General features: G+C 56.8%; 19 protein-coding genes. 12 read left to right on the forward strand and 7 right to left on the reverse strand.

The window, feature by feature from the left end:
- The first annotated feature begins 133 nt into the window (after window positions 1-133).
- The 5 genes from iaaA to gsiD are packed head-to-tail and all read left to right on the forward strand — an operon-like array spanning window position 134 to window position 6,398.
- Window positions 134-1,075, forward strand: coding sequence for a beta-aspartyl-peptidase (gene iaaA / locus EAE_RS15015; RefSeq protein ID WP_015704837.1), 942 nt, complete (start codon window positions 134-136; stop codon window positions 1,073-1,075).
- 14 nt (window positions 1,076-1,089) lie between these two features.
- Entirely contained in the window at window positions 1,090-2,943 is a 1,854-nt protein-coding gene (gsiA, locus tag EAE_RS15020; RefSeq protein WP_015367556.1) for a glutathione ABC transporter ATP-binding protein GsiA, read from the forward strand.
- A gap of 33 nt (window positions 2,944-2,976) precedes the next feature.
- Window positions 2,977-4,518 (forward strand): glutathione ABC transporter substrate-binding protein GsiB, encoded by a 1,542-nt coding sequence (gsiB, locus tag EAE_RS15025; protein WP_015367555.1) that lies wholly within the window; start codon window positions 2,977-2,979, stop codon window positions 4,516-4,518.
- A 46-nt stretch (window positions 4,519-4,564) separates the two neighbouring features.
- Window positions 4,565-5,485, forward strand: a complete 921-nt coding sequence (gene gsiC, locus EAE_RS15030) for a glutathione ABC transporter permease GsiC (RefSeq protein ID WP_015367554.1) — start codon at window positions 4,565-4,567, stop codon at window positions 5,483-5,485.
- Window position 5,486: 1 nt separating this feature from the next.
- On the forward strand, window positions 5,487-6,398 hold the full coding sequence (gene gsiD, locus EAE_RS15035) for a glutathione ABC transporter permease GsiD (protein ID WP_015704838.1): 912 nt from the start codon (window positions 5,487-5,489) through the stop codon (window positions 6,396-6,398).
- A gap of 425 nt (window positions 6,399-6,823) precedes the next feature.
- Here gsiD and rimO read toward each other — a convergent pair whose 3' ends face one another.
- Window positions 6,824-8,149 (reverse strand): 30S ribosomal protein S12 methylthiotransferase RimO, encoded by a 1,326-nt coding sequence (gene rimO / locus EAE_RS15040; protein ID WP_015704839.1) that lies wholly within the window; start codon window positions 8,147-8,149, stop codon window positions 6,824-6,826.
- A gap of 257 nt (window positions 8,150-8,406) precedes the next feature.
- On the opposite strand from rimO, the gene bssR reads away from it, so the two are divergent.
- Both bssR and EAE_RS15050 read left to right on the forward strand, forming a co-directional pair.
- Complete coding sequence (gene bssR, locus EAE_RS15045; RefSeq protein ID WP_015367550.1) at window positions 8,407-8,790, forward strand: biofilm formation regulator BssR; 384 nt, start codon at window positions 8,407-8,409, stop codon at window positions 8,788-8,790.
- A 104-nt stretch (window positions 8,791-8,894) separates the two neighbouring features.
- On the forward strand, window positions 8,895-9,998 hold the full coding sequence (locus EAE_RS15050; RefSeq protein ID WP_015704840.1) for a PQQ-dependent sugar dehydrogenase: 1,104 nt from the start codon (window positions 8,895-8,897) through the stop codon (window positions 9,996-9,998).
- Between the two features lie 5 nt (window positions 9,999-10,003).
- Here EAE_RS15050 and EAE_RS15055 read toward each other — a convergent pair whose 3' ends face one another.
- A complete protein-coding gene (locus EAE_RS15055) occupies window positions 10,004-10,630 on the reverse strand; it encodes a glutathione S-transferase family protein (RefSeq protein WP_015704841.1) in 627 nt (208 codons plus the stop codon).
- Window positions 10,631-10,886: 256 nt separating this feature from the next.
- On the opposite strand from EAE_RS15055, the gene dacC reads away from it, so the two are divergent.
- Window positions 10,887-12,089 carry a serine-type D-Ala-D-Ala carboxypeptidase gene (dacC, locus tag EAE_RS15060; RefSeq protein WP_015704842.1) on the forward strand — a complete coding sequence of 401 codons (1,203 nt, stop codon included), beginning with the start codon at window positions 10,887-10,889 and terminating at the stop codon, window positions 12,087-12,089.
- A 28-nt stretch (window positions 12,090-12,117) separates the two neighbouring features.
- Here the strand turns inward: dacC and deoR are convergent, their stop codons facing one another.
- Window positions 12,118-12,876, reverse strand: a complete 759-nt coding sequence (gene deoR / locus EAE_RS15065) for a DNA-binding transcriptional repressor DeoR (protein WP_015367546.1) — start codon at window positions 12,874-12,876, stop codon at window positions 12,118-12,120.
- A gap of 86 nt (window positions 12,877-12,962) precedes the next feature.
- On the reverse strand, window positions 12,963-13,556 hold the full coding sequence (gene ybjG / locus EAE_RS15070; protein WP_015704843.1) for an undecaprenyl-diphosphate phosphatase: 594 nt from the start codon (window positions 13,554-13,556) through the stop codon (window positions 12,963-12,965).
- A gap of 303 nt (window positions 13,557-13,859) precedes the next feature.
- Here ybjG and kdeA point away from each other — a divergent pair, with 303 nt between their 5' ends.
- Complete coding sequence (gene kdeA, locus EAE_RS15075; protein ID WP_015704845.1) at window positions 13,860-15,092, forward strand: multidrug efflux MFS transporter KdeA; 1,233 nt, start codon at window positions 13,860-13,862, stop codon at window positions 15,090-15,092.
- A 41-nt stretch (window positions 15,093-15,133) separates the two neighbouring features.
- On the opposite strand, the gene EAE_RS15080 is transcribed toward kdeA, so the two are convergent.
- Window positions 15,134-15,946 carry a Cof-type HAD-IIB family hydrolase gene (locus tag EAE_RS15080; RefSeq protein WP_015367542.1) on the reverse strand — a complete coding sequence of 271 codons (813 nt, stop codon included), beginning with the start codon at window positions 15,944-15,946 and terminating at the stop codon, window positions 15,134-15,136.
- Complete coding sequence (locus tag EAE_RS15085; RefSeq protein ID WP_015704846.1) at window positions 15,946-17,148, reverse strand: MFS transporter; 1,203 nt, start codon at window positions 17,146-17,148, stop codon at window positions 15,946-15,948. Before EAE_RS15085 ends, EAE_RS15080 begins: the two co-directional genes overlap by 1 nt.
- A 112-nt stretch (window positions 17,149-17,260) precedes the next feature.
- On the opposite strand from EAE_RS15085, the gene EAE_RS15090 reads away from it, so the two are divergent.
- Entirely contained in the window at window positions 17,261-17,815 is a 555-nt protein-coding gene (locus EAE_RS15090; RefSeq protein WP_015704847.1) for a TetR/AcrR family transcriptional regulator, read from the forward strand.
- Here the strand turns inward: EAE_RS15090 and EAE_RS15095 are convergent.
- Complete coding sequence (locus EAE_RS15095; protein ID WP_015704848.1) at window positions 17,808-18,605, reverse strand: SDR family NAD(P)-dependent oxidoreductase; 798 nt, start codon at window positions 18,603-18,605, stop codon at window positions 17,808-17,810. The two genes, EAE_RS15090 and EAE_RS15095, sit on opposite strands and share 8 nt — an antisense overlap.
- 234 nt (window positions 18,606-18,839) lie before the next feature.
- Between EAE_RS15095 and EAE_RS15100 the strand changes: the two genes are divergently transcribed.
- Both EAE_RS15100 and EAE_RS15105 read left to right on the forward strand, forming a co-directional pair.
- Window positions 18,840-19,484: a hypothetical protein gene (locus tag EAE_RS15100; protein ID WP_162182279.1), complete on the forward strand. Its 645-nt coding sequence runs from the start codon at window positions 18,840-18,842 to the stop codon at window positions 19,482-19,484.
- Complete coding sequence (locus EAE_RS15105; protein WP_072201277.1) at window positions 19,447-19,671, forward strand: hypothetical protein; 225 nt, start codon at window positions 19,447-19,449, stop codon at window positions 19,669-19,671. The genes EAE_RS15100 and EAE_RS15105 overlap by 38 nt, the downstream gene beginning before the upstream one ends.
- The last annotated feature ends 194 nt before the right edge of the window (window positions 19,672-19,865 follow it).

Below are 19,865 nucleotides of genomic sequence, written 5' to 3' on the forward strand. Positions count from 1 at the left end.
AAAGCGCCGGCGACTGTATGCCACTGCGGTACGAGGCTTTACATCACCGGATGCTCTTTCTATATTCAAAAAACGTATAAAAGGTTAGTCAGTATAATGATATCTATACAGTTTATGGCAAAGGAAAGATTGAATGGGTAAGGCGGTAATAGCAATCCACGGCGGCGCCGGCGCGATTAGCCGCGCGCAGATGACTCAGGCGCGTGAACGCGAGTATGTGGCCGCGCTGTCGGCCATCGTCGATAGCGGACAAAAAATGTTGGCAGCAGGCGCCAGCGCGCTGGATGCAGTGACCGAAGCGGTACGCCTGCTGGAAGAGTGCCCGCTATTTAACGCCGGAATAGGTTCCGTGTTTACCCACGATCAAACTCACGAACTGGATGCCTGTGTGATGGATGGCTATAGCCTGCAGGCCGGCGCGGTCGCGGGCGTAAAGCATCTGCGTAACCCGGTGCTGGCGGCGCGTCTGGTGCTGGAAGAAAGTCCGCACGTGCTGCTTATCGGCGAAGGGGCGGAAAAGTTTGCCGCCTCGCGCGGCATGGCGCTGGTTGAGAACGAGTTATTTTCTACCACCGAGCGGCTTCTGCAGTTGCAGCAGGCGAAAGAGGGCGGCGAGATTATTCTCGACCACCATGCCGCACCGCTCGATGAACGCCACAAAATGGGTACCGTCGGCGCGGTGGCGCTGGATCTGGCCGGTAATCTGGCGGCAGCGACCTCCACCGGCGGAATGACCAATAAACTGCCCGGACGCGTCGGCGACAGCCCAGTGCCGGGCGCGGGCTGCTATGCCAATAATGCCAGCGTCGCGGTCTCCTGCACCGGCACCGGCGAAGTCTTCATGCGCACGCTCGCCGCTTACGACATTTCAGCGTTGATGGAGTACGGCAATCTCAGCCTGTTTGAGGCCTGCGAGCGGGTGGTGCAAGAAAAACTGCCGGCGCTGGGCGGCAGCGGGGGCCTTATCGCCATCGACCGCGAGGGGAATGTGGTGCTGCCGTTCAACAGTGAAGGGATGTACCGGGCGTGGTGTTATGCGGGCGATACGCCGACGATTGGAATTTATCGCGAATAAAAGGAGAAGCGAGTTTGCCGCAAAGTCATGAAATTGATGAAGACGATGTGCTGGTGGTACGCGATCTTAACGTCGCCTTTAGCCAGCAGCGGCAGCGCGTTTCTGCGGTGCGTAACCTGTCATTTAGCCTCCGCCGCGGCGAGACGCTGGCGATTGTCGGCGAGTCCGGTTCCGGAAAATCGGTGACTGCCCTGGCGTTGATGCGCCTGCTCGACGGGGCGGTCAGCGAGGTCAGCAGCGAGGCGTTGCTGCTGCGTCGACGCAACCGTCAGGTGATTGATATTAATGCTCAAACGGCGGGGCAGATGCGTCAGGTTCGCGGCGCGGACGTGGCGATGATTTTTCAGGAGCCGATGACCTCGCTGAACCCGGTATTCACCATCGGCGAACAAATTGCCGAGTCTATTCGGCTACATCAGGGACTGCGCCATGACGAGGCGCTGCGGGAAGCGAAAAAGATGCTCGAACGGGTGCGTATTCCGGAAGCGGAAGCGATGCTTTCACGTTACCCGCATCAGCTTTCCGGCGGCATGCGCCAGCGGGTGATGATCGCCATGGCGTTATCGTGTCGCCCGGCGGTACTGATTGCCGATGAACCCACCACCGCGCTGGACGTTACGATTCAGGCGCAGATCCTGCAGCTTATCGCCGCGCTGCAAAAAGAGATGGCGATGGGGGTGATGTTTATCACTCACGATATGGGCGTGGTGGCGGAAATCGCCGATCGCGTGCTGGTGATGTATCGCGGCGAAGCGGTAGAAAGTGGGCGCGTCGAGGATATTTTTCGCGCCCCGCAGCATCCTTATACCCGGGCGCTACTGGCGGCGGTGCCGAAGCTCGGCTCGATGCGCGGCAGCGATTTGCCGCGACGCTTCCCGCTGCTCAACGACGGTGTGACCCAGCAGCCGGAACAGAATACCGTGGTAGCCGGTAAACCGATTTTGCAGGTACGCGACCTGGTCGCGCGTTTTCCGATCCGCGGCGGTATTCTCAACCGCGTCACCCGCGAAGTGCATGCGGTGGAAAAAGTGAGTTTCGACCTGTGGCCGGGCGAAACGCTGTCGCTGGTCGGCGAATCCGGCTGCGGTAAATCGACCACCGGGCGGGCGCTGCTGCGGCTGGTGGAAGCGCAAGGCGGCAGCATCACCTTTAACGGCCAGCGTATTGATGCGCTGTCCGGCGGCAAGCTACAGACGCTGCGCCGCGACATTCAGTTTATTTTTCAGGATCCTTACGCTTCGCTCGATCCGCGGCAGACGGTCGGTTATTCCATTATGGAGCCGCTGCGCGTGCATGGTTTGCTGGAAGGGGATGCGGCTCGCGAACGCGTCGCCTGGCTGTTGCAGCGCGTGGGGCTGGAGGCGGAACACGCGTGGCGTTATCCGCATGAGTTTTCCGGTGGTCAGCGGCAGCGTATCTGCATCGCCCGCGCGCTGGCACTCAATCCGAAAGTGGTGATCGCCGATGAGTCGGTGTCGGCGCTGGACGTGTCTATTCGCGCGCAGATTATTAATCTGCTGCTCGATTTACAGCGTGAAATGGGCATCGCATTTCTGTTTATTTCCCATGACATGGCGGTGGTGGAGCGCATCAGCCATCGCGTAGCGGTGATGTATCGCGGGCGGATCGTGGAGATTGGCCCGCGTCGCGCCGTTTTTGAGAACCCGCAGCATCCTTACACCCGTAAACTGATGGCGGCGGTGCCGGTTGCCGATCCGGCGCATCGTCAACCGCAGCGCGTATTACTCTCTGACGAGCTGCCGGGGAATATCTATAAACCGGGAGAAGAAATCGACAGCGCGCCGTTACAGCTGGTAGCGCCGGGGCATTATGTCGCCCGCGAGCCCGCCGATGTACTGAGCCGATAACAACCTAACGCACTCTTGCAGGAGCATAACAACATGACTCAACCTGTTACACGCAAATGGCTACTGGCGCTTGGCATCGCCTCGGCGCTGGCGGCGACGCCGGCCTTCGCCGCGAAAGATGTGGTAGTGGCGGTCGGTTCCAACTTCACGACCCTTGATCCCTATGACGCGAACGATACGTTATCGCAGGCGGTGGCGAAGTCGTTTTATCAAGGCCTGTTCGGCCTTGATAAAGAGATGAAACTGCAAAACGTATTGGCGGAAAGTTACACCGTTTCGGCGGATGGTCTGGTGTATACCATCAAGCTGCACAGCGGGGTGAAATTCCAGGATGGCACCGATTTTAACGCCGAAGCGGTGAAAGCGAATCTCGACCGCGCCAGCAATCCGGATAACCATCTCAAACGCTATAACCTATATAAGAATATCGCCAGCACCGAGGCGGTGGACCCGACGACGGTCAAAATCACGCTCAAACAGCCGTTCTCGGCGTTTATCAATATTCTTGCCCATCCGGCGACGGCGATGATTTCGCCGGCGGCGCTGAAAAAATATGGCAAGGAGATCGGCTTCCACCCGGTAGGTACCGGGCCGTATAAGCTCGATACCTGGAACCAGACCGATTTCGTCAAAGTCAGCAAGTTTGACGGTTATTGGCAGCCGGGGCTGCCGAAGCTGGATTCCATTACCTGGCGCCCGGTGGTCGATAACAACACCCGTGCGGCGATGCTGCAGACCGGCGAGGCGCAGTTCGCCTTCCCGATCCCTTACGAGCAGGCGCCGCTGCTGGCGAAAAACAGCAAGCTGGAGCTGGTGGCCAGCCCGTCGATTATGCAGCGCTATATCAGCATGAACGTAACGCAGAAGCCGTTCGATAATCCGAAGGTGCGGGAAGCCATTAACTATGCGATTAACCGTCAGGCGCTGGTTAAGGTCGCGTTTGCCGGATATGCCACCCCGGCGACCGGCGTCGTACCGCCTTCTATTGCTTACGCCCAAACCTACAGCGCATGGCCTTACGACCCGGCGAAAGCCCGTCAGTTGCTGAAAGAAGCCGGTTTCCCTAACGGCTTTAGCACCACGCTGTGGTCATCGCATAATCACAGCACCGCGCAGAAGGTGCTGCAGTTTACCCAGCAGCAGCTGGCGCAGGTGGGTATTAAAGCGCAAGTGACGGCGATGGACGCCGGACAGCGTGCGGCGCAGGTTGAAGGCAAGGGGCAGAAAGAGAGCGGGGTGCGGATGTTCTACACCGGCTGGTCAGCGTCGACTGGCGAAGCCGACTGGGCGCTGTCGCCGCTATTCGCCTCACAAAACTGGCCGCCGACCCTGTTTAACACCGCGTTTTACAGTAACCCGCAGGTCGATAAAGATCTGAGCGAGGCGCTGAAAACGACCGATGCGCAACAGAAGACCACACTCTATAAAGATGCGCAGGACATTATCTGGAAAGAGTCGCCGTGGGTGCCGCTGGTGGTGGAAAAGCTGGTATCGGCGCATAGCAAAAACCTGACCGGGTTTTATATTCAACCGGATACCGGTTTTAGCTTCGAGCAGGCGGATCTGACGCAGTGATAGTGCTTATGCTCACGCGTACCCTCTGCCGAAATGGGAGGGGGCGATGCTGAATTACGTTCTGAAGCGCCTGCTGGGGCTCATTCCGACGCTGTTTATCGTCGCCGTTCTAGTGTTCCTGTTTGTACATATGCTGCCGGGCGATCCGGCGCGGCTGATCGCCGGGCCGGAAGCCGATGCGCAGGTGGTGGCGATGGTTCGCCAACAGTTGGGGCTCGATCAGCCGCTGCACGTGCAGTTTTGGCACTATATCACCAATGTATTGCAGGGGGATTTCGGTATCTCGATGGCTTCGCGCCGCCCGGTGACCAGCGAAATCGCCAGCCGCTTTATGCCGACGCTATGGTTAACGCTTGCCAGTATGAGCTGGGCGGTGCTGTTCGGCATGGCGGCGGGCATCGCCGCGGCAGTGTGGCGCAATCGCTGGCCGGATCGGTTGGGGATGGCGCTGGCGGTAACCGGTATCTCCTTCCCGGCGTTCGCCCTCGGCATGCTGCTGATGCAGGTTTTTTCCGTCGAGCTGGGCTGGCTGCCGACTGTCGGCGCCGACAGCTGGCGGCACTATATTCTGCCGTCGTTGACCCTTGGCGCCGCGGTGGCATCGGTGATGGCGCGCTTCACCCGCGCGTCGTTCGTCGACGTGCTGCATGAGGATTACATGCGTACCGCGCGGGCTAAAGGGGTGAGCGAAACGCTGGTGGTGTTGAAGCATGGCCTGCGCAACGCGATGATCCCGGTAGTGACCATGATGGGTCTGCAGTTCGGTTTTTTGCTCGGCGGCTCCATTGTGGTGGAGAAGGTCTTCAACTGGCCGGGGCTTGGCCGGCTGCTGGTCGATTCCGTAGAGATGCGCGACTACCCGGTGATCCAGGCGGAAGTGCTGCTGTTTTCGCTGGAGTTCATTCTTATCAACTTAGTGGTGGACGTAATGTATGCCGCCATTAACCCGGCTATCAGGTACAAGTAAGGTGCGATTGCTCAACTGGAGAAGGGAAGCGGTTATCAACGCCATGCCGGGCGTTAAGCCCGGGCAGATCCGCACGCCGTGGCATGAATTCTGGCGGCGTTTTCGTCGCCAGCCGGTGGCGATGGCAGCGGGCCTATTTGTGCTGCTGCTGATTGTCGTCGCGATTATCGCGCCGTGGATAGCGCCGTATGACGCGGAAAACTATTTTGATTACGACCGGCTCAATGAAGGGCCGTCAATGGTGCATTGGTTCGGCGTTGATTCGCTGGGGCGCGATATCTTCAGCCGTGTGCTGGTCGGCGCGCAAATTTCGCTGGCCGCAGGGGTTCTGGCGGTACTAATTGGCGCGCTAATTGGCACCGTGCTCGGCCTGCTGGCCGGTTACTACGAAGGCTGGTGGGACCGCATCACCATGCGTATCTGCGACGTGCTGTTTGCCTTCCCCGGCATTCTGCTGGCGATTGCGGTAGTGGCGGTGATGGGCAGCGGGATGGCCAACGTGATTATCGCGGTGGCGATATTCTCAATTCCGGCGTTCGCCCGCCTGGTGCGCGGTAATACGTTAGTGCTGAAGCAGCAGACGTTTATTGAGTCGGCGCGCAGTATCGGCGCCAGCGATACGACCATTCTGTTCAACCATATTTTGCCCGGTACGGTATCGTCGATAGTGGTTTATTTTACCATGCGCATCGGCGTGTCGATTATCTCCGCCGCCAGCCTGTCGTTCCTCGGCCTTGGCGCCCAGCCGCCGACGCCGGAGTGGGGGGCGATGCTGAACGAAGCGCGCGCGGATATGGTGATGGCGCCGCATGTGGCGTTATTCCCGGCGATCGCCATTTTCCTGACGGTGCTGGCGTTTAATCTGTTGGGCGACGGCCTGCGCGATGCGCTGGATCCGAAGATAAAGGGGTAGGAGACAAACGCGGCGGTAGCAAAGTTGGTAGATACTGTTATCGGCTTGCAGCCGTTTCGCTCCAGGACAAAGGGTTGTCCTGTGCTGTTTCCGAGAACATTGCGCTCCCGATATTTCTTCTGCGTTATGGCTCTCATGGCGCAGGGAGCGCACAGAGGGCGGCCAGTCGCCGCCGCCCTCTGTACTCCCGGGCTCTGGCCGCCAAAATCGCCACTTCGTGGTTCCTTCGACTTATCCCGGCAGGCTTCGGGTCGGGCCGAGGCAGCGTCCATGCAAAACACGGCCCTCAGCCCGCATCCATGCGGGCTGCCCCGGCCTTCCGGGAACGTCTCAGCGATTTTGAGGCCACCAACGGCGGCAGTTTCAGCAGCCATGGGGAAAGAGGTAGCCCGGATAAGGCGTAAGCCGCTATCCGGGAAGCGGGATTAGACCCGGGAACCCCACAGGTCATATTCGTCGGCGTGTTCGACTTTCACCCGCAGCACGTCGCCCGGTTTAACGTTGGTTTCACCGTTCAGATAGACCGCGCCGTCGATTTCCGGGGCATCGGCCATGCTGCGGCCAATCGCGCCTTCTTCATCGACTTCATCGACCAGTACCATAATTTCGCGGCCCACTTTCTCCTGCAGACGCTCGGCGGAAATCTGCTGTTGCAGCTGCATAAAGCGGTTCCAGCGCTCTTCTTTCACCTCTTCCGGGACCTGATCCGCTAGTTCGTTGGCGGTGGCGCCTTCAACCGGGCTGTACTTGAAGCAGCCCACGCGATCGAGGCGAGCTTCTTTCAGGAAATCGAGCAGCATCTGGAAATCTTCTTCCGTTTCGCCCGGGAAACCGACGATAAAGGTGGAACGCAGGGTCAGATCCGGGCAGATCTCGCGCCACTGTTTAATACGCGCCAGCTGACGGTCTGCGGAACCCGGGCGCTTCATCAGTTTCAGAATGCGCGGGCTGGCGTGCTGCAGCGGAATATCGAGATACGGCAGAATCTTGCCTTCCGCCATCAGCGGAATCACATCGTCAACGTGCGGATACGGGTAGACGTAGTGCAGACGCACCCAAATGCCGAGCTTCGCCAGCTCTTCGCACAGGCTGACCATACTGGTTTTCACCGGCATGCCGTTGTGGAAACCGGTGCGGTGCTTGACGTCAACGCCATAGGCGGAGGTGTCCTGCGAAATCACCAGCAGCTCTTTCACCCCGGCGTCGGCCAGGCGTTTGGCTTCCGCCAGCACTTCGCCAATCGGGCGGCTCACCAGATCGCCGCGCATTGACGGGATGATGCAGAAGGTGCAGCGATGGTTGCAGCCTTCAGAAATTTTTAAGTACGCGTAGTGACGCGGCGTCAGCTTGACGCCCTGTTCCGGCACCAGGCTGAGGAACGGGTTGTGCTTCGGCTTTGGCGCATAGTGATGAACGTGTTCCAGCACCTGCTCGTAGCTATGCGGCCCGGTAATTTCCAGCACCTTCGGATGCACTTCGCGGATTTGATCTTCTTTCGCGCCGAGGCAGCCGGTAACGATCACTTTGCCGTTTTCTTTTAAGGCTTCGCCGATCGCTTCAAGCGACTCCTGCACGGCGCTATCGATAAAGCCGCAGGTGTTGACGATAACCATATCGGCGTTGTCGTAGCTGGGAACCACATCATACCCTTCGGTACGCAGTTCGGTGAGGATACGTTCTGAGTCTACCAGGTTTTTCGGGCAGCCCAGGGAGACGAAGCCGATTTTCGGCTGGTGCGTGACATTGCTCATAGCTTAAAAAATGTTCATTTATTGGAATGGTCAGGGCAGGAATTCTACAGATCTTTGCGAAAAAGAGTATAGCCAGGCGGCGATGAATGATGAAAAAGCGTTAGCGCAGCGGAGGCGTTTAAGCCGCGTTGTTGGCCGCCCAGGTTGTAACATTGTAAATAATGTTAATTGCTGTGCGATTATTGACCTCGCTCATGATTCCGTGCAAAAAATGACCATACTATGATTATGGTAATGGACGACAGAGGAGGACCGTGATGAGCGTTGACAGACGTTACACTAACCTTTTGAATAAGCTGATTAATGCCAATATCGATTTGGCGGCTTATCTCCAGCTTCGTAAAGCGAAAGGCTATATGTCAGTCAGCGAAAATGACCATCTGCGTGATAACTTGTTTGAGCTATGCCATGAACTGCGCGTACACGCGCCGCGTTTGCAGCACGCCATCGCGCCGGAAGAGATGGAAGCCTTCCGCCTTGCCGGCGAATCCGTCGCTTCGGCGGCGGTTTGCCTGATGAGCGGGCATCATGATTGCCCGGCTTATATTGCCGTTAACGTAGAGAAGCTAGAACGCTGTCTGTCGGGATTGACGATGAATATTCACATTCTGAATAACTCAGCGCCAATGACCCACGCCTGAATCCAGGGGGAGGCGACTCCCCCTGTTAAAGTTTATGTAAAAATCCCTGCCTGACCGCCCACGCTGGCTACCCTTATCAGCAATGCTGACGAAAGGAGTGCGCCATGCGCCGATATCTCAAAATAACACTTATGACTGTGCTGCTGCCCATGGCGGCGATGGCCGCGCCGCGCGTTGAGGTGCTGCAGGATAACCTCGACCACCCCTGGTCACTGGCATTCCTGCCGGACAATGAAGGCGTGCTGATTACCCTGCGCGGCGGCGAACTTAAACGCTGGCAGCTCGATCAAGGATTATCGGCGCCCATTCGCGGCGTGCCGAAGGTGTGGGCCAACGGCCAGGGCGGCCTGCTGGATGTGGTTCTGGCGCCGGATTTTGCTCAGTCGCGCCGGGTATGGCTGAGCTATGCCGAAGCTGGCGATGACGGCAAAGCGGGGACGGCGGTGGGGTATGGCCGCCTCAGCGCCGACCTGCAAAACCTGGAAGATTTTAAAACCGTTTTCCGCCAGCAGCCGAAGCTCTCCACTGGCAATCATTTCGGCGGGCGGATGGTCTTCGATGGCAAAGGTCATCTGTTTATCGGTTTAGGCGAAAATAATCAGCGCCCGACGGCCCAGGATCTCGATAAGCTGCAGGGAAAAGTGGTACGCCTGACCGAACAGGGGGAAATCCCCAAAGATAATCCTTTCGTCGGCCGTACTGGCATCAGACCAGAAATTTGGGCTTATGGCATTCGCAACCCGCAGGGGATGGCGATGAATCCGTGGAGCGATACGCTGTGGCTGAACGAACATGGCCCGCGCGGCGGCGATGAGATCAATATTCCCCGGGCCGGGAAAAACTACGGCTGGCCGCTGGCGACGCACGGCATTAACTATAGCGGTCAACCTATCCCGGAAGCTAAAGGAAAGAGCGCACCGAATACCGAGGCGCCGCTGCATGTCTGGCCCGTCTCCCCGGCGTTGAGCGGTATGGCGTTTTACAACGCGTCAACTTTCCCGCAGTGGCGACATAAGTTGTTTATCGGCGCGCTGAAGGATGAGTCCTTGATTGTGCTCTCGGTGGACGGCAATACCCTCAGCGAGGAGACGCGGCTATTAAAAGATCGCGGCAAACGCATTCGCGATGTGCGCGTCGGGCCCGACGGTTATCTTTATCTGTTAACCGACGAGCCCGACGGTGAACTGCTCAAGGTCAGCCCGGAGTAATCATCTCAGGTGACCGGGATCATGACGACGTCGCGGAAGGCCTGACGCTGCTGGATTTGCTGATACCAGCGCTGAAGATGGGGCCGCGGCTGCCAGTTGTCGAGGATGGAAAGCAGGTTATAAACGAACGGCGCCACCGCCACATCGCCAAGGCCGAACTCATCGCCAGAAAGCCAGGCATGCTTCGCCAGTTCATCGTCGAGCATGGCGAACAGCCCTTCACAGGCGTGAATACCCGCCTCAATGGCCGCCGGATCGCGCTGGTCCGGCGGCGTTCTGACCAGCCCCATTAATACCGGACGGTGCGCCGGGGACAGCGTAGCGTTGGCCCAGTCCATCCACTTTTCACCCTGCGCGCGCTGCACAGGCGACTCCACCCACAGACGGTTTTGCCCGTACTGCGCGGCAAGATAACGAATAATGGCGTTGGATTCCCACAGCACCAGCCCATTGGCATCGTCTTTGAGTAGTGGCACCAGGCCGTTCGGGTTCATCGCCAGATACTCCGGGTCGTGATTGAGGCCATACTCCAGCCCCGCCAGAATCTGCTGATAAGGAAGATCCAGTTCCGCCAGCACCCAGCGCACTTTCTTCACGTTGGTCGAGTTATTTCTGCCCCATAACGTAATCATATCCGCTCCTGCATGTTATTTAATCGCCGTTGCAACATGGTGAGCAATCATGTTGGAATAAAGTTAATATTAAGGCAATCACGATCAAAAAAATTGCCTTGTTTTCAGCAGGCAGCGTCGTTATTGCGTAAACTTTAAAAACTTTACCAACTCGCTGTTTCTTTAAGGTCATTTGTACGCTTTACTCACCGCCTTGTGCTGTGCGGCAAGAGTGTTGCGGCATATTTTGTTTGGAAAGGATACTTGGGTGGCTCTTATGACGCATGATGCTTTTTCCCTTCGCGGCCTCGCGGCAGGCTGCGCGCTTTTACTTCTCGTGGCCCCTGCAGTGCAGGCGGCGGATCAACTTCCGGATGCGCCATCGATTGATGCGCGAGCCTGGATCCTGATGGACTATGCCAGCGGCAAAGTGCTGAGTGAAGGCAATGCCGACGAGAAACTCGACCCGGCCAGCCTGACCAAAATCATGACCAGCTACGTGGTAGGCCAGGCGCTGAAAGCAGGCAAAATCAAACTGACCGATACGGTCACCGTCGGCCGCGATGCGTGGGCCACCGGCAACCCGGCGCTGCGCGGCTCCTCGGTGATGTTCCTGAAGCCAGGCATGCAGGTATCGGTTGAAGACCTCAATAAGGGCGTGATAATTCAGTCCGGCAACGATGCCAGCATCGCCATCGCCGACTATGTCGCCGGCAGCCAGGATTCGTTTGTCAATCTGATGAACGGCTACGCGCAGAAAATCGGCCTGACCAACACCACCTTTAAAACCGTCCACGGCCTGGACGCGCCGGGGCAGTTCAGTACCGCGCGCGATATGGCGCTGCTGACTAAAGCGATGATCCATGATGTGCCGGAAGAGTACGCGGTACACAAAGAGAAAGAGTTCACCTTCAATAAAATCCGTCAGCCAAACCGCAACCGTCTGCTGTGGAGCACCAACCTCAATGCCGATGGCGTTAAAACCGGCACCACCGCCGGCGCGGGCTACAACCTGGTCTCTTCCGCGACCCAGGGCGATATGCGCCTTATCGCGGTAGTGCTGGGCACTAAAACCGACCGTATTCGTTTTAACGAGTCCGAAAAACTGCTGACCTGGGGCTTCCGTTTCTATGAAACCGTCACGCCAATCAAACCGGATGCCACCTTTATTTCCCAGCGCGTGTGGTTCGGCGACAGTAATGAAGTCAAACTGGGCGCCGGCGAAGCCGGATCGGTGACCATTCCACGCGGGCAATTGAAAAACCTGAAAGCCAGCTACAACCTGACTGAGCCGCAGCTCACCGCGCCGTTGGCGAAAGGGCAGGTGGTGGGCACCATCGACTTTAAACTCAATGACAAAACTATCGAACAGCGACCGCTGATCGTCATGGAAGACGTGAAAGAGGGCGGCTTCTTCAGCCGCATTGTCGACTTCGTGCTGATGAAACTGCACGGCTGGTTCGGCAGCTGGTTCTCTTAAGAGACAGGCCGCGCCCTACGGGGCGCGGTTAGTACAGCAGTGATATTTGCTTTTCTTTCGCCAGCGCCAACAGATCGTCATCCGGGCGAACGTCGCTGGCGATGACGTCAAAACGCGATAATTCCCCCATCCGCGCCGGCCGCACTTTGCCAAACTTACTGTGATCGACCACCAGCACATGGTAGCGAGCGTTGTTCATGGCCCAGTGTTTCACCGGCAGCTCTTCCAGGTTATAACAGGTCGCGCCTTGCTCGCAGTCGATACCGGCGGCGGAGTAGTAGGCGATATCCGGGCTGAGATGACTCAAGGTATCCTGCAGGCTGAGCGGTAGAAAGATGGCGTTGCTGGCGTGGAATTCGCCGCCGCACAGAATAGCGCGACACAGCGGTTTTTCCTGCAGGGCGAGAAAGGTATTTAACGAGTAGCACACGCCGGTAAACGGCAGCTCGTTATCGATGGCGTCGATGATCCATGGCGTCGTGGTGCCGCAGTCAAAAAAGGCCATCTGATGCGCTTCAAGCAGCCCGGCGGCATGGCGCGCGGCGCGGCGTTTTTCATCCACCAGACGGGTTTTCTGATCGCTCAGCAGATAGTGCGTGGCGCTACGCGGTTCCAGCACGATGTAGCCGCCCAACAGCACCACCGGGCCGCTGTGGCCGTTTAAATCGCGACGAATGGTCATTTCTGATACGCCAAGCAGCGAAGCTGCTTCTTTCAGGTGAAGTTTATCGCTGCGCTTGAGTGCCTGAATGAGCTGGTTAATGCGTTCGTCACGACGAGTTTCCATATACCCTCTGAGCTAAAATCGCCCTGCAAGGGCAGGGCGTCAGCTTGATTTTACCCGGCGGCGAGGGGTTCGTCACCTGTCAGACGTTAGCCGCGTACCCAGCCTTTACGAATCGGCAGCGAGAAGCAGAGACGATACAGGCGCTGCAGCCGTTGGTAGAGGCCATGACCGCCGCTCTGCCACAGCAGTTGCGCCCCAAGGCAGCCGCACATGCCAGCCAGCAGCCCGCCCAACATATCCAGCGGCCAGTGTACTCCCAGATAGACGCGCGACCATGCAATCGCCGAGGCGATGACCAGCAGCAGCGCGCCGGACCACACCCGGTGCCAGAATAAAAACGCCAGCGCGAAGGTAAAGATGACGGTGCCGTGATCGCTTGGGAACGAGTCATCTGCCGCATGATGCAGGAAGTTATAGCCGACGCCGTCAACAAACGGCCGGTCGTGTGGAAACAGATGACCGATAACCCACGAAATAGACAGGCTCAGGGCCAGGGCCAGCATGACCTTAAATACCAGCTGACGTTGGTTTGGCCCCCACAGCCACAGCGCCACCACCAGCAGCGGCACAATGATAATTAAGTCTTTGGCAATAAACGTGGCGACCTCAATCGCCCACCACGAGGAGGACGGGGTGGCGTTAATCAGGGCAAACAGCGCGTAGTTGATATTTTCCAGCATGCTTCCAGTCTCTGGTTACGATGGCAATAAGCTGCTCACCTTATTGAAAGGCAACGATAGGGTAAAGCAGCATTGTCTTAATTATCAGTTTGTTACGAAATATATCCGTGAGATGCCCTTGCCGGTATTTCGCCATAGCAAGTATATCGGCTGTAATCTCATTGAAACATAAACGAAATATAAATATTCGTTTCATGCCGGACCGCGGGCTGGCGATATTTTTCATTGTCACTCACAATTCACTATCTCCCCGGGTCGACTTTCATTAAACTTTGCGCGATTTTTTTTTAATTAAGAGATTGCATGCAGAATTATTCGTTATCAGGTAAGCGCCTCGGTCGTCAGGCGTTACTGTTCCCGCTGTGCCTTGTGTTATATGAATTCTCCACCTATATCGGCAACGATATGATCCAACCGGGTATGCTCGCGGTGGTGCAGGAGTTTCAGGTCGGCAATGAGTGGGTCCCCACCTCTATGACCGCCTATCTGGCGGGGGGGATGTTTTTGCAGTGGCTGCTGGGGCCGCTGTCGGATCGTATTGGCCGCCGTCCGGTGATGCTGACCGGGGTGGTGTGGTTTATCGTCACCTGTCTGGCGACGCTGCTGGCGCAAACCATTGAGCAATTTACCCTGCTGCGTTTCCTGCAGGGCATCAGCCTGTGCTTTATCGGCGCGGTGGGCTATGCGGCTATCCAGGAGTCGTTTGAGGAGGCGGTGTGTATCAAAATTACCGCCCTGATGGCTAACGTCGCGCTGATTGCGCCGCTGCTCGGGCCGCTGGTCGGCGCTGCCTGGGTGCATATGCTGCCGTGGGAGATGATGTTCGTGCTGTTTGCCGTGCTGGCGGCCATCTCCTTTGTGGGGCTGCAGCGGGCGATGCCGGAAACGGCGACGCGGATGGGGGAAAGACTGTCGGTAAAAGAGCTGGGCCGCGACTATCGTCTGGTGTTGAAAAACCTGCGCTTTGTCGCCGGCGCGCTGGCGACCGGTTTTGTTAGCCTGCCGCTGCTGGCGTGGATTGCGCAATCGCCGGTGATTATCATCAGCGGCGAGCAGGCCACCAGCTATGAGTACGGCATGCTGCAGGTGCCGATTTTCGGCGCGCTGATCGCCGGCAACTTGGTGCTGGCGCGTCTGACCTCGCGCCGCTCGGTACGTTCGCTGATTATTATGGGCGGCTGGCCGATTATGTTTGGCCTGCTCCTGTCGGCGGCGGCCACGGTGGTCTCGTCCCATGCTTATCTGTGGATGACCGCTGGTTTAAGCTTCTACGCTTTCGGGATTGGCCTGGCTAACGCCGGGCTGGTGCGCTTAACGTTGTTCGCCAGCGAAATGAGTAAAGGGACGGTTTCGGCGGCGATGGGTATGCTGCAGATGCTGATCTTTACCGTGGGCATTGAGCTTAGCAAGCATGCGTATGAGCTTGGCGGTAACGGCCTGTTCAGCCTGTTTAACTTGCTGGGCGGGGTGCTATGGCTGGGGCTGATTATTTACTTCCTGAAAGATAAAAGCGTCGGCAGTTCGCAGCAGGCGTGATACGTAGTAAACCCGGATGCCCAAAGGCATCCGGGTTCTCATCAGGCGAACGGCGCTTCGCGATTCAATACCTTATCAATAATATGCAATACGCCTTCTTCGTTATTATGCGGGGCATGATGACTGGCGACGGCTTTGACCTCCGCTTTGGCATTCGCCATGGCGAAACCAAAACCGGCATGCTGCAGCATTTCAATATCATTGCCGCTATCGCCGAAGGCCACCACCTCATGGTTATCAATGCCCCAGCGCTCCTGCAAAATGCGCAGGCCGTTGGCTTTATGCACGCCAGGGATGATTAAATCGATACTGCCGTAGCCGGTGGCGACGGCGGTAACCATATCGCCCAGCGCCGCGTGTAGCTTCGGCTGAATTTCCGGGATCAGATGATCCGGCACGTTCAGACCGAATTTGAGGATCGCGTCATCGAGATGGTTAAAATCATCCACCAGTTCGAGACGGTGATAGTACTTCGCCGCCACCGCTTTTAGCTCGTCGTTATAGCTATTGAGCGTATAGGCGCTGCGTTTGCCGCAGGCGATAATTTCGATATGCGGCAGCGTTTGCAGGTGGTCGACGACGGCGTTGAAATGCGTCGTCGGCAGCTGGCAGTTAAAGATATCCTCTTTACCGCTCACCACCCAACCGCCGTTTTCGGCGACGAAGGCGATTTCATCGACCAGCTCGGGGAAGAACGATATCAGCTGGTAATACTGGTTGCCGCTGGCGACCACGAAGCGAATGCCCTGTTCGCGCATGCGCTGATACTGCGCCAGAAAACGTGGGCGATTATAGGTCTTGGCATCGCTTAAAAAGGTGCCGTCCATGTCTACCGCAATCAGTTTGATGCTCATTAGCTATTCTCCATCACAGGTTCAGGCTGCGGTTTGGCTACCGCGCGGGCTACCAGCGCCGCCACCATGACCAGACCCAGTACTACCATCATGGCGCTACGCAGGCCAAAATGTTCGCCAAGGAAGCCCAGCAGCGGCGGCCCGACGAGGAAAGCCAGATAGCCGGTAATCGCCACGACGCTCACGCGTTTCGGCGCATCCGGGCCGGTATCGCTGGCGGCGGAAATGGTAAGCGGGAAACCGAGCGACGCGCCGAGTCCCCACAGCAGTACAGATACCCCGGCAACCCAGGTGCTGTCGACAAAAATAATCAGCCCGATACCCAGCGCGCCCATTACCGCGCTGGCGCGTACGACGGTGACGCGACTGTAGCGGTCGATAAACCAGCCGCCGGTGAAGCGGCCGAGGGTCATGCCGAGGGTGAAACCGGCGTAAATCAGCGAACCGGAAGTGGGGCTAAAGCCGTGGCCGTCGACCATCAGCAGCGGCAGCCAGTCGTTGGCGGAACCTTCGGCAAAGGCCATTGCCAGCACGATCACGCCGATCAGCAACAGCTGCACGTCGCGCCAGACCGGTAGGCCTTTGGCCTCGCTATGGGCGGATTCGGCGGCGTTTTTGCCCGTGCCGTCGGGGATGGCGCGAATGGCGATAACGATGGGGGCAATCGCCACCAGCGCGGCGATCAGAATATGCGGCGCGGCGGGCAGGCCAAAACCGGTCACCGCCATACCGATGCCGGCGCCCACGAGGGTGCCGAAGCTGTAAAAACCGTGCATCATCGGCAGCACGGTTTTATTCATTTCCCGTTCAACGGCGGCGCCTTCGACGTTAATCGCTACTTCCGCCGAGCCGAAGCTGGCGCCAAAGATAGCCAGCCCAAAGGCGAACAGCGGCGCAGAGGCGAGCCACAGCGCCAGGCTTAACACCAGCATGCCCGCCACGGCGCACAACATAGTTGTGCGGATGACTTTACGGGTACCGAAGCGCTTCACCAGCCATGCTGAACAGAGAATACCGCTCATTGAACCAATCGACAGGCCAAATAGCACCATTCCCATTTCAGCAGTGGAAAGGGTTAGTAAATCGCGAATCGCGGGCGTACGGGTGGCCCAGGAGGCCATCAATAAGCCGGGAATAAAGAAGAACATAAATAGCGCCCACAGCCGAAGCTGGAGGGCTTTGCGAGAAGTTTGCGCCGTCATCCATAAACGCCCGAGAAAGAAGAGATGCAGACAACAGTAGCAAGGTTGTGTACATTTGTACACATTCCGCTATCGCTTGACCTGCGTAGCGCACAGAGGGGAAAAAACACCGATGACCCGCAGACCGAACGATCCGCAGCGGCGCGAGCGCATCCTGCAGGCGACGCTGGATACCATCGCCGCGCACGGAATTCATGCGGTAACGCACCGTAAAATTGCCAGCTGCGCCGGGGTACCGCTGGGCTCGCTGACCTATTATTTTAGCGGTATTGAGGCGCTGATTGAGGAAGCGTTTCGTAACTTCACCGTCGAAATGTCGGCGCAGTATCAGCAATTTTTCGACGGCGTCGGCAGCCGCCAACAGGCCTGCGACGCTATCGCCGAGCTGATCTTCAGCGCCCAAGTGACCACCGCGCGCAATATGGAGTTAATGTACCAGCTGTACGCGTTTTGCAGCAGCCGACCAGCACTGAAAACGGTCATGCAGAGCTGGATGCTGCGCAGCCAGCAGACGCTGGAGCAGTGGTTTGAACCGGCGACGGCGCGCGGGCTGGATGCGTTTATCGAGGGGATGACGCTGCACTTCGTGACCGATAGCGCGCCGCTGTCGAAAGCGGCGATTCGCTTAATGGTCGGGCGGCTGGCGGGGGAGAATAGCGCTAGCTAAGTGTCGCCCCCGCAGTGACGTTAACCACCGTGGCGGTCATCGCCGCCGCCAACGGTGAGGCAAGAAAGGTGATGACTCCGGCTATCTGCTCAAGTGTCGGCAACCGCTGCAGCATCGTGCCGTGCGCCGCACCACCCAGCCACTGTTCGACGCTCAAGCCCAACGCCTGTGCTTTAGGCGCAAACACCTCGGCAGTATAAGAACCCGCCAGCGCCGCATCCGCTATCGCGTGTGACCGTACGCCGAGCACGCGGATTTTTTTGGCGCCGAGTTCGCTGGCCAATGCGTTGATAAAGGCTTCCATTGCGGCGCAGCCGACGATATGGCCGAGGTGTCCAGGGATGGCCATCGTCGCGGAAGGAGGGATAGTGGTAATAATGACGCCCTCGCGTTCGCCACCCATCCACGGCGCCACTGCCTTAGCAATAATAAATTGGGCATCAAGAAAGGGGACAAAACCCTGGTGATACTCGGCAAGGGATAATTGTGCCAGCGTTTTCCCCTGATTGTGGAGAAAGCCGGTGGCATTAACTACGATGTCAATCCCGCCGGTTAGCCCGGCCAGGTTGGCCACCTGCGCGGTGGTTTGCCCGCCATCCAGCACATCCAGTTGCAGGGTCTCGACGCTCCCGCCTGCGGCGCGAATCTCAGCCGCCGCCTTTTCCAGCTTATCCGCCTGCCGGGCGGCCAGAAAGATCCGCGCGCTTTCTTTCGCCATGGCGAGCGCCGCCGCGCGGCCAATCGCGCCGCTGCCGCCGAAAATCACCACGGTCTTATCTTTAAGCAACATGAAGAGCGCCTTATGTGGGAGTGGATCAGCAAAGTATGGGTGAAAAAATAGACTGTGCAAGGAGGGGGTAGTATTAAAATCAGTGCAGTAATTTTTGAGTTCTGGCCGTAAAATAAACCTGTTACTTAATCATTTAACATGTTGTTTTAATTGAAAAAATAAATATTTTTTTCTGGTTCTTGAGCGTAAAAGTGATTAGCCTTTTATCATCTTATGGTTATTGAGATGGGTTTCATGGATGCAAAGCTAATTGCCAGGGGAATTGTTGATGGTTTAACTTCCCTTTCCGAAGGATTTTATTTATCAGCAATAAGAACGGTAGAAGGTTCAGGAGTCTTGGGGCGTGATCTTAAAAGGCGTAATGAATATGAAACGGAGCGTTTTATTAGGGCGTTCAGAGCATTGATATCGAACGATCAACCAATCAGGCAGCTAATCACCATTGTGAGCACGGATTTTTATGCAAAACTCGATGACAAAGGGAAGAAAGCGATTAATGACAGGATTGGTTATTCTGACGCAAAACTGGGAACACGTACGGGGGCTCAGTTTTGCCTGTCCCTGACTTTATCCGAAAAAATAATTGCGCAATTGAAAACAACCAGAATTGGAAACTACGTTCTGCGGGGCTCGGCATCGTTTGCTTTAAGTGCCGTTATTATGCAGGGGATAATCGAAGAGGCAGCGAGAGCTTCTCGTAGGATGAAGGACAGGTATTCATCAACCTATATGAAAGTTTCACCAATGAATCTTGATATGGTCTACTTTCTGGTTGAAGAACCACTAGAACCGTATCTCAAGTACATAGAGAGCCATCCAATGCAATGTAAAGGAATAGAAAATGAAATCTGTAAAATTCTCGGCCAGCCATTCTTATAAAAGAATTGGCGTGCATTGCATCAATATGATTGATGCAATGGGGAGGGGGATTTGCTCAATTATGGCTTTTGTTAGTCTTATTGCGCTGGATGGCTGGCTATTCAAGCTGGGTGGCTTTGCGATTTGTTTTGTTCTGATTTGCCTAATTATTTTTCTGGCCGACTGGTTAAAGGCAAAAATTCAGTAAGTGATGACGGTCAGTACGCAACTGATCTTTTCAGAGCGGTTTTGGTTTCAGGCTAGCTCGAAAAGTGCCAATTTCAGGCAACAAAAAACCCATCAACCTTGAACCTAAGCGGCGGGGTTGATGGGCTCCACAAAATGGGGACATCAAAGAAAAGCAGTGGCACTAGTTATGACTGACATCCTGGGAAAAAGTTC

It is taken from the genome of Klebsiella aerogenes KCTC 2190, from assembly GCF_000215745.1.
Classification (GTDB): Bacteria; Pseudomonadota; Gammaproteobacteria; order Enterobacterales; family Enterobacteriaceae; genus Klebsiella; species Klebsiella aerogenes.

Excerpts from the sequence above, each read along its gene's own strand:
- iaaA (WP_015704837.1), top strand. The coding sequence starts at position 134 with ATGGGTAAGGCGGTAATAGCAATCCACGGCGGCGCCGGCGCGATTAGC.
- gsiB (WP_015367555.1), top strand. The coding sequence starts at position 2,977 with ATGACTCAACCTGTTACACGCAAATGGCTACTGGCGCTTGGCATCGCC.
- gsiC (WP_015367554.1), top strand. The coding sequence starts at position 4,565 with ATGCTGAATTACGTTCTGAAGCGCCTGCTGGGGCTCATTCCGACGCTG.
- rimO (WP_015704839.1), bottom strand. The coding sequence starts at position 8,149 with ATGAGCAATGTCACGCACCAGCCGAAAATCGGCTTCGTCTCCCTGGGC.
- bssR (WP_015367550.1), top strand. The coding sequence starts at position 8,407 with ATGAGCGTTGACAGACGTTACACTAACCTTTTGAATAAGCTGATTAAT.
- EAE_RS15050 (WP_015704840.1), top strand. The coding sequence starts at position 8,895 with ATGCGCCGATATCTCAAAATAACACTTATGACTGTGCTGCTGCCCATG.
- EAE_RS15055 (WP_015704841.1), bottom strand. The coding sequence starts at position 10,630 with ATGATTACGTTATGGGGCAGAAATAACTCGACCAACGTGAAGAAAGTG.
- dacC (WP_015704842.1), top strand. The coding sequence starts at position 10,887 with ATGACGCATGATGCTTTTTCCCTTCGCGGCCTCGCGGCAGGCTGCGCG.
- deoR (WP_015367546.1), bottom strand. The coding sequence starts at position 12,876 with ATGGAAACTCGTCGTGACGAACGCATTAACCAGCTCATTCAGGCACTC.
- ybjG (WP_015704843.1), bottom strand. The coding sequence starts at position 13,556 with ATGCTGGAAAATATCAACTACGCGCTGTTTGCCCTGATTAACGCCACC.
- kdeA (WP_015704845.1), top strand. The coding sequence starts at position 13,860 with ATGCAGAATTATTCGTTATCAGGTAAGCGCCTCGGTCGTCAGGCGTTA.
- EAE_RS15080 (WP_015367542.1), bottom strand. The coding sequence starts at position 15,946 with ATGAGCATCAAACTGATTGCGGTAGACATGGACGGCACCTTTTTAAGC.
- EAE_RS15085 (WP_015704846.1), bottom strand. The coding sequence starts at position 17,148 with ATGACGGCGCAAACTTCTCGCAAAGCCCTCCAGCTTCGGCTGTGGGCG.
- EAE_RS15090 (WP_015704847.1), top strand. The coding sequence starts at position 17,261 with ATGACCCGCAGACCGAACGATCCGCAGCGGCGCGAGCGCATCCTGCAG.
- EAE_RS15095 (WP_015704848.1), bottom strand. The coding sequence starts at position 18,605 with ATGTTGCTTAAAGATAAGACCGTGGTGATTTTCGGCGGCAGCGGCGCG.
- EAE_RS15100 (WP_162182279.1), top strand. The coding sequence starts at position 18,840 with ATGGATGCAAAGCTAATTGCCAGGGGAATTGTTGATGGTTTAACTTCC.
- EAE_RS15105 (WP_072201277.1), top strand. The coding sequence starts at position 19,447 with ATGAAATCTGTAAAATTCTCGGCCAGCCATTCTTATAAAAGAATTGGC.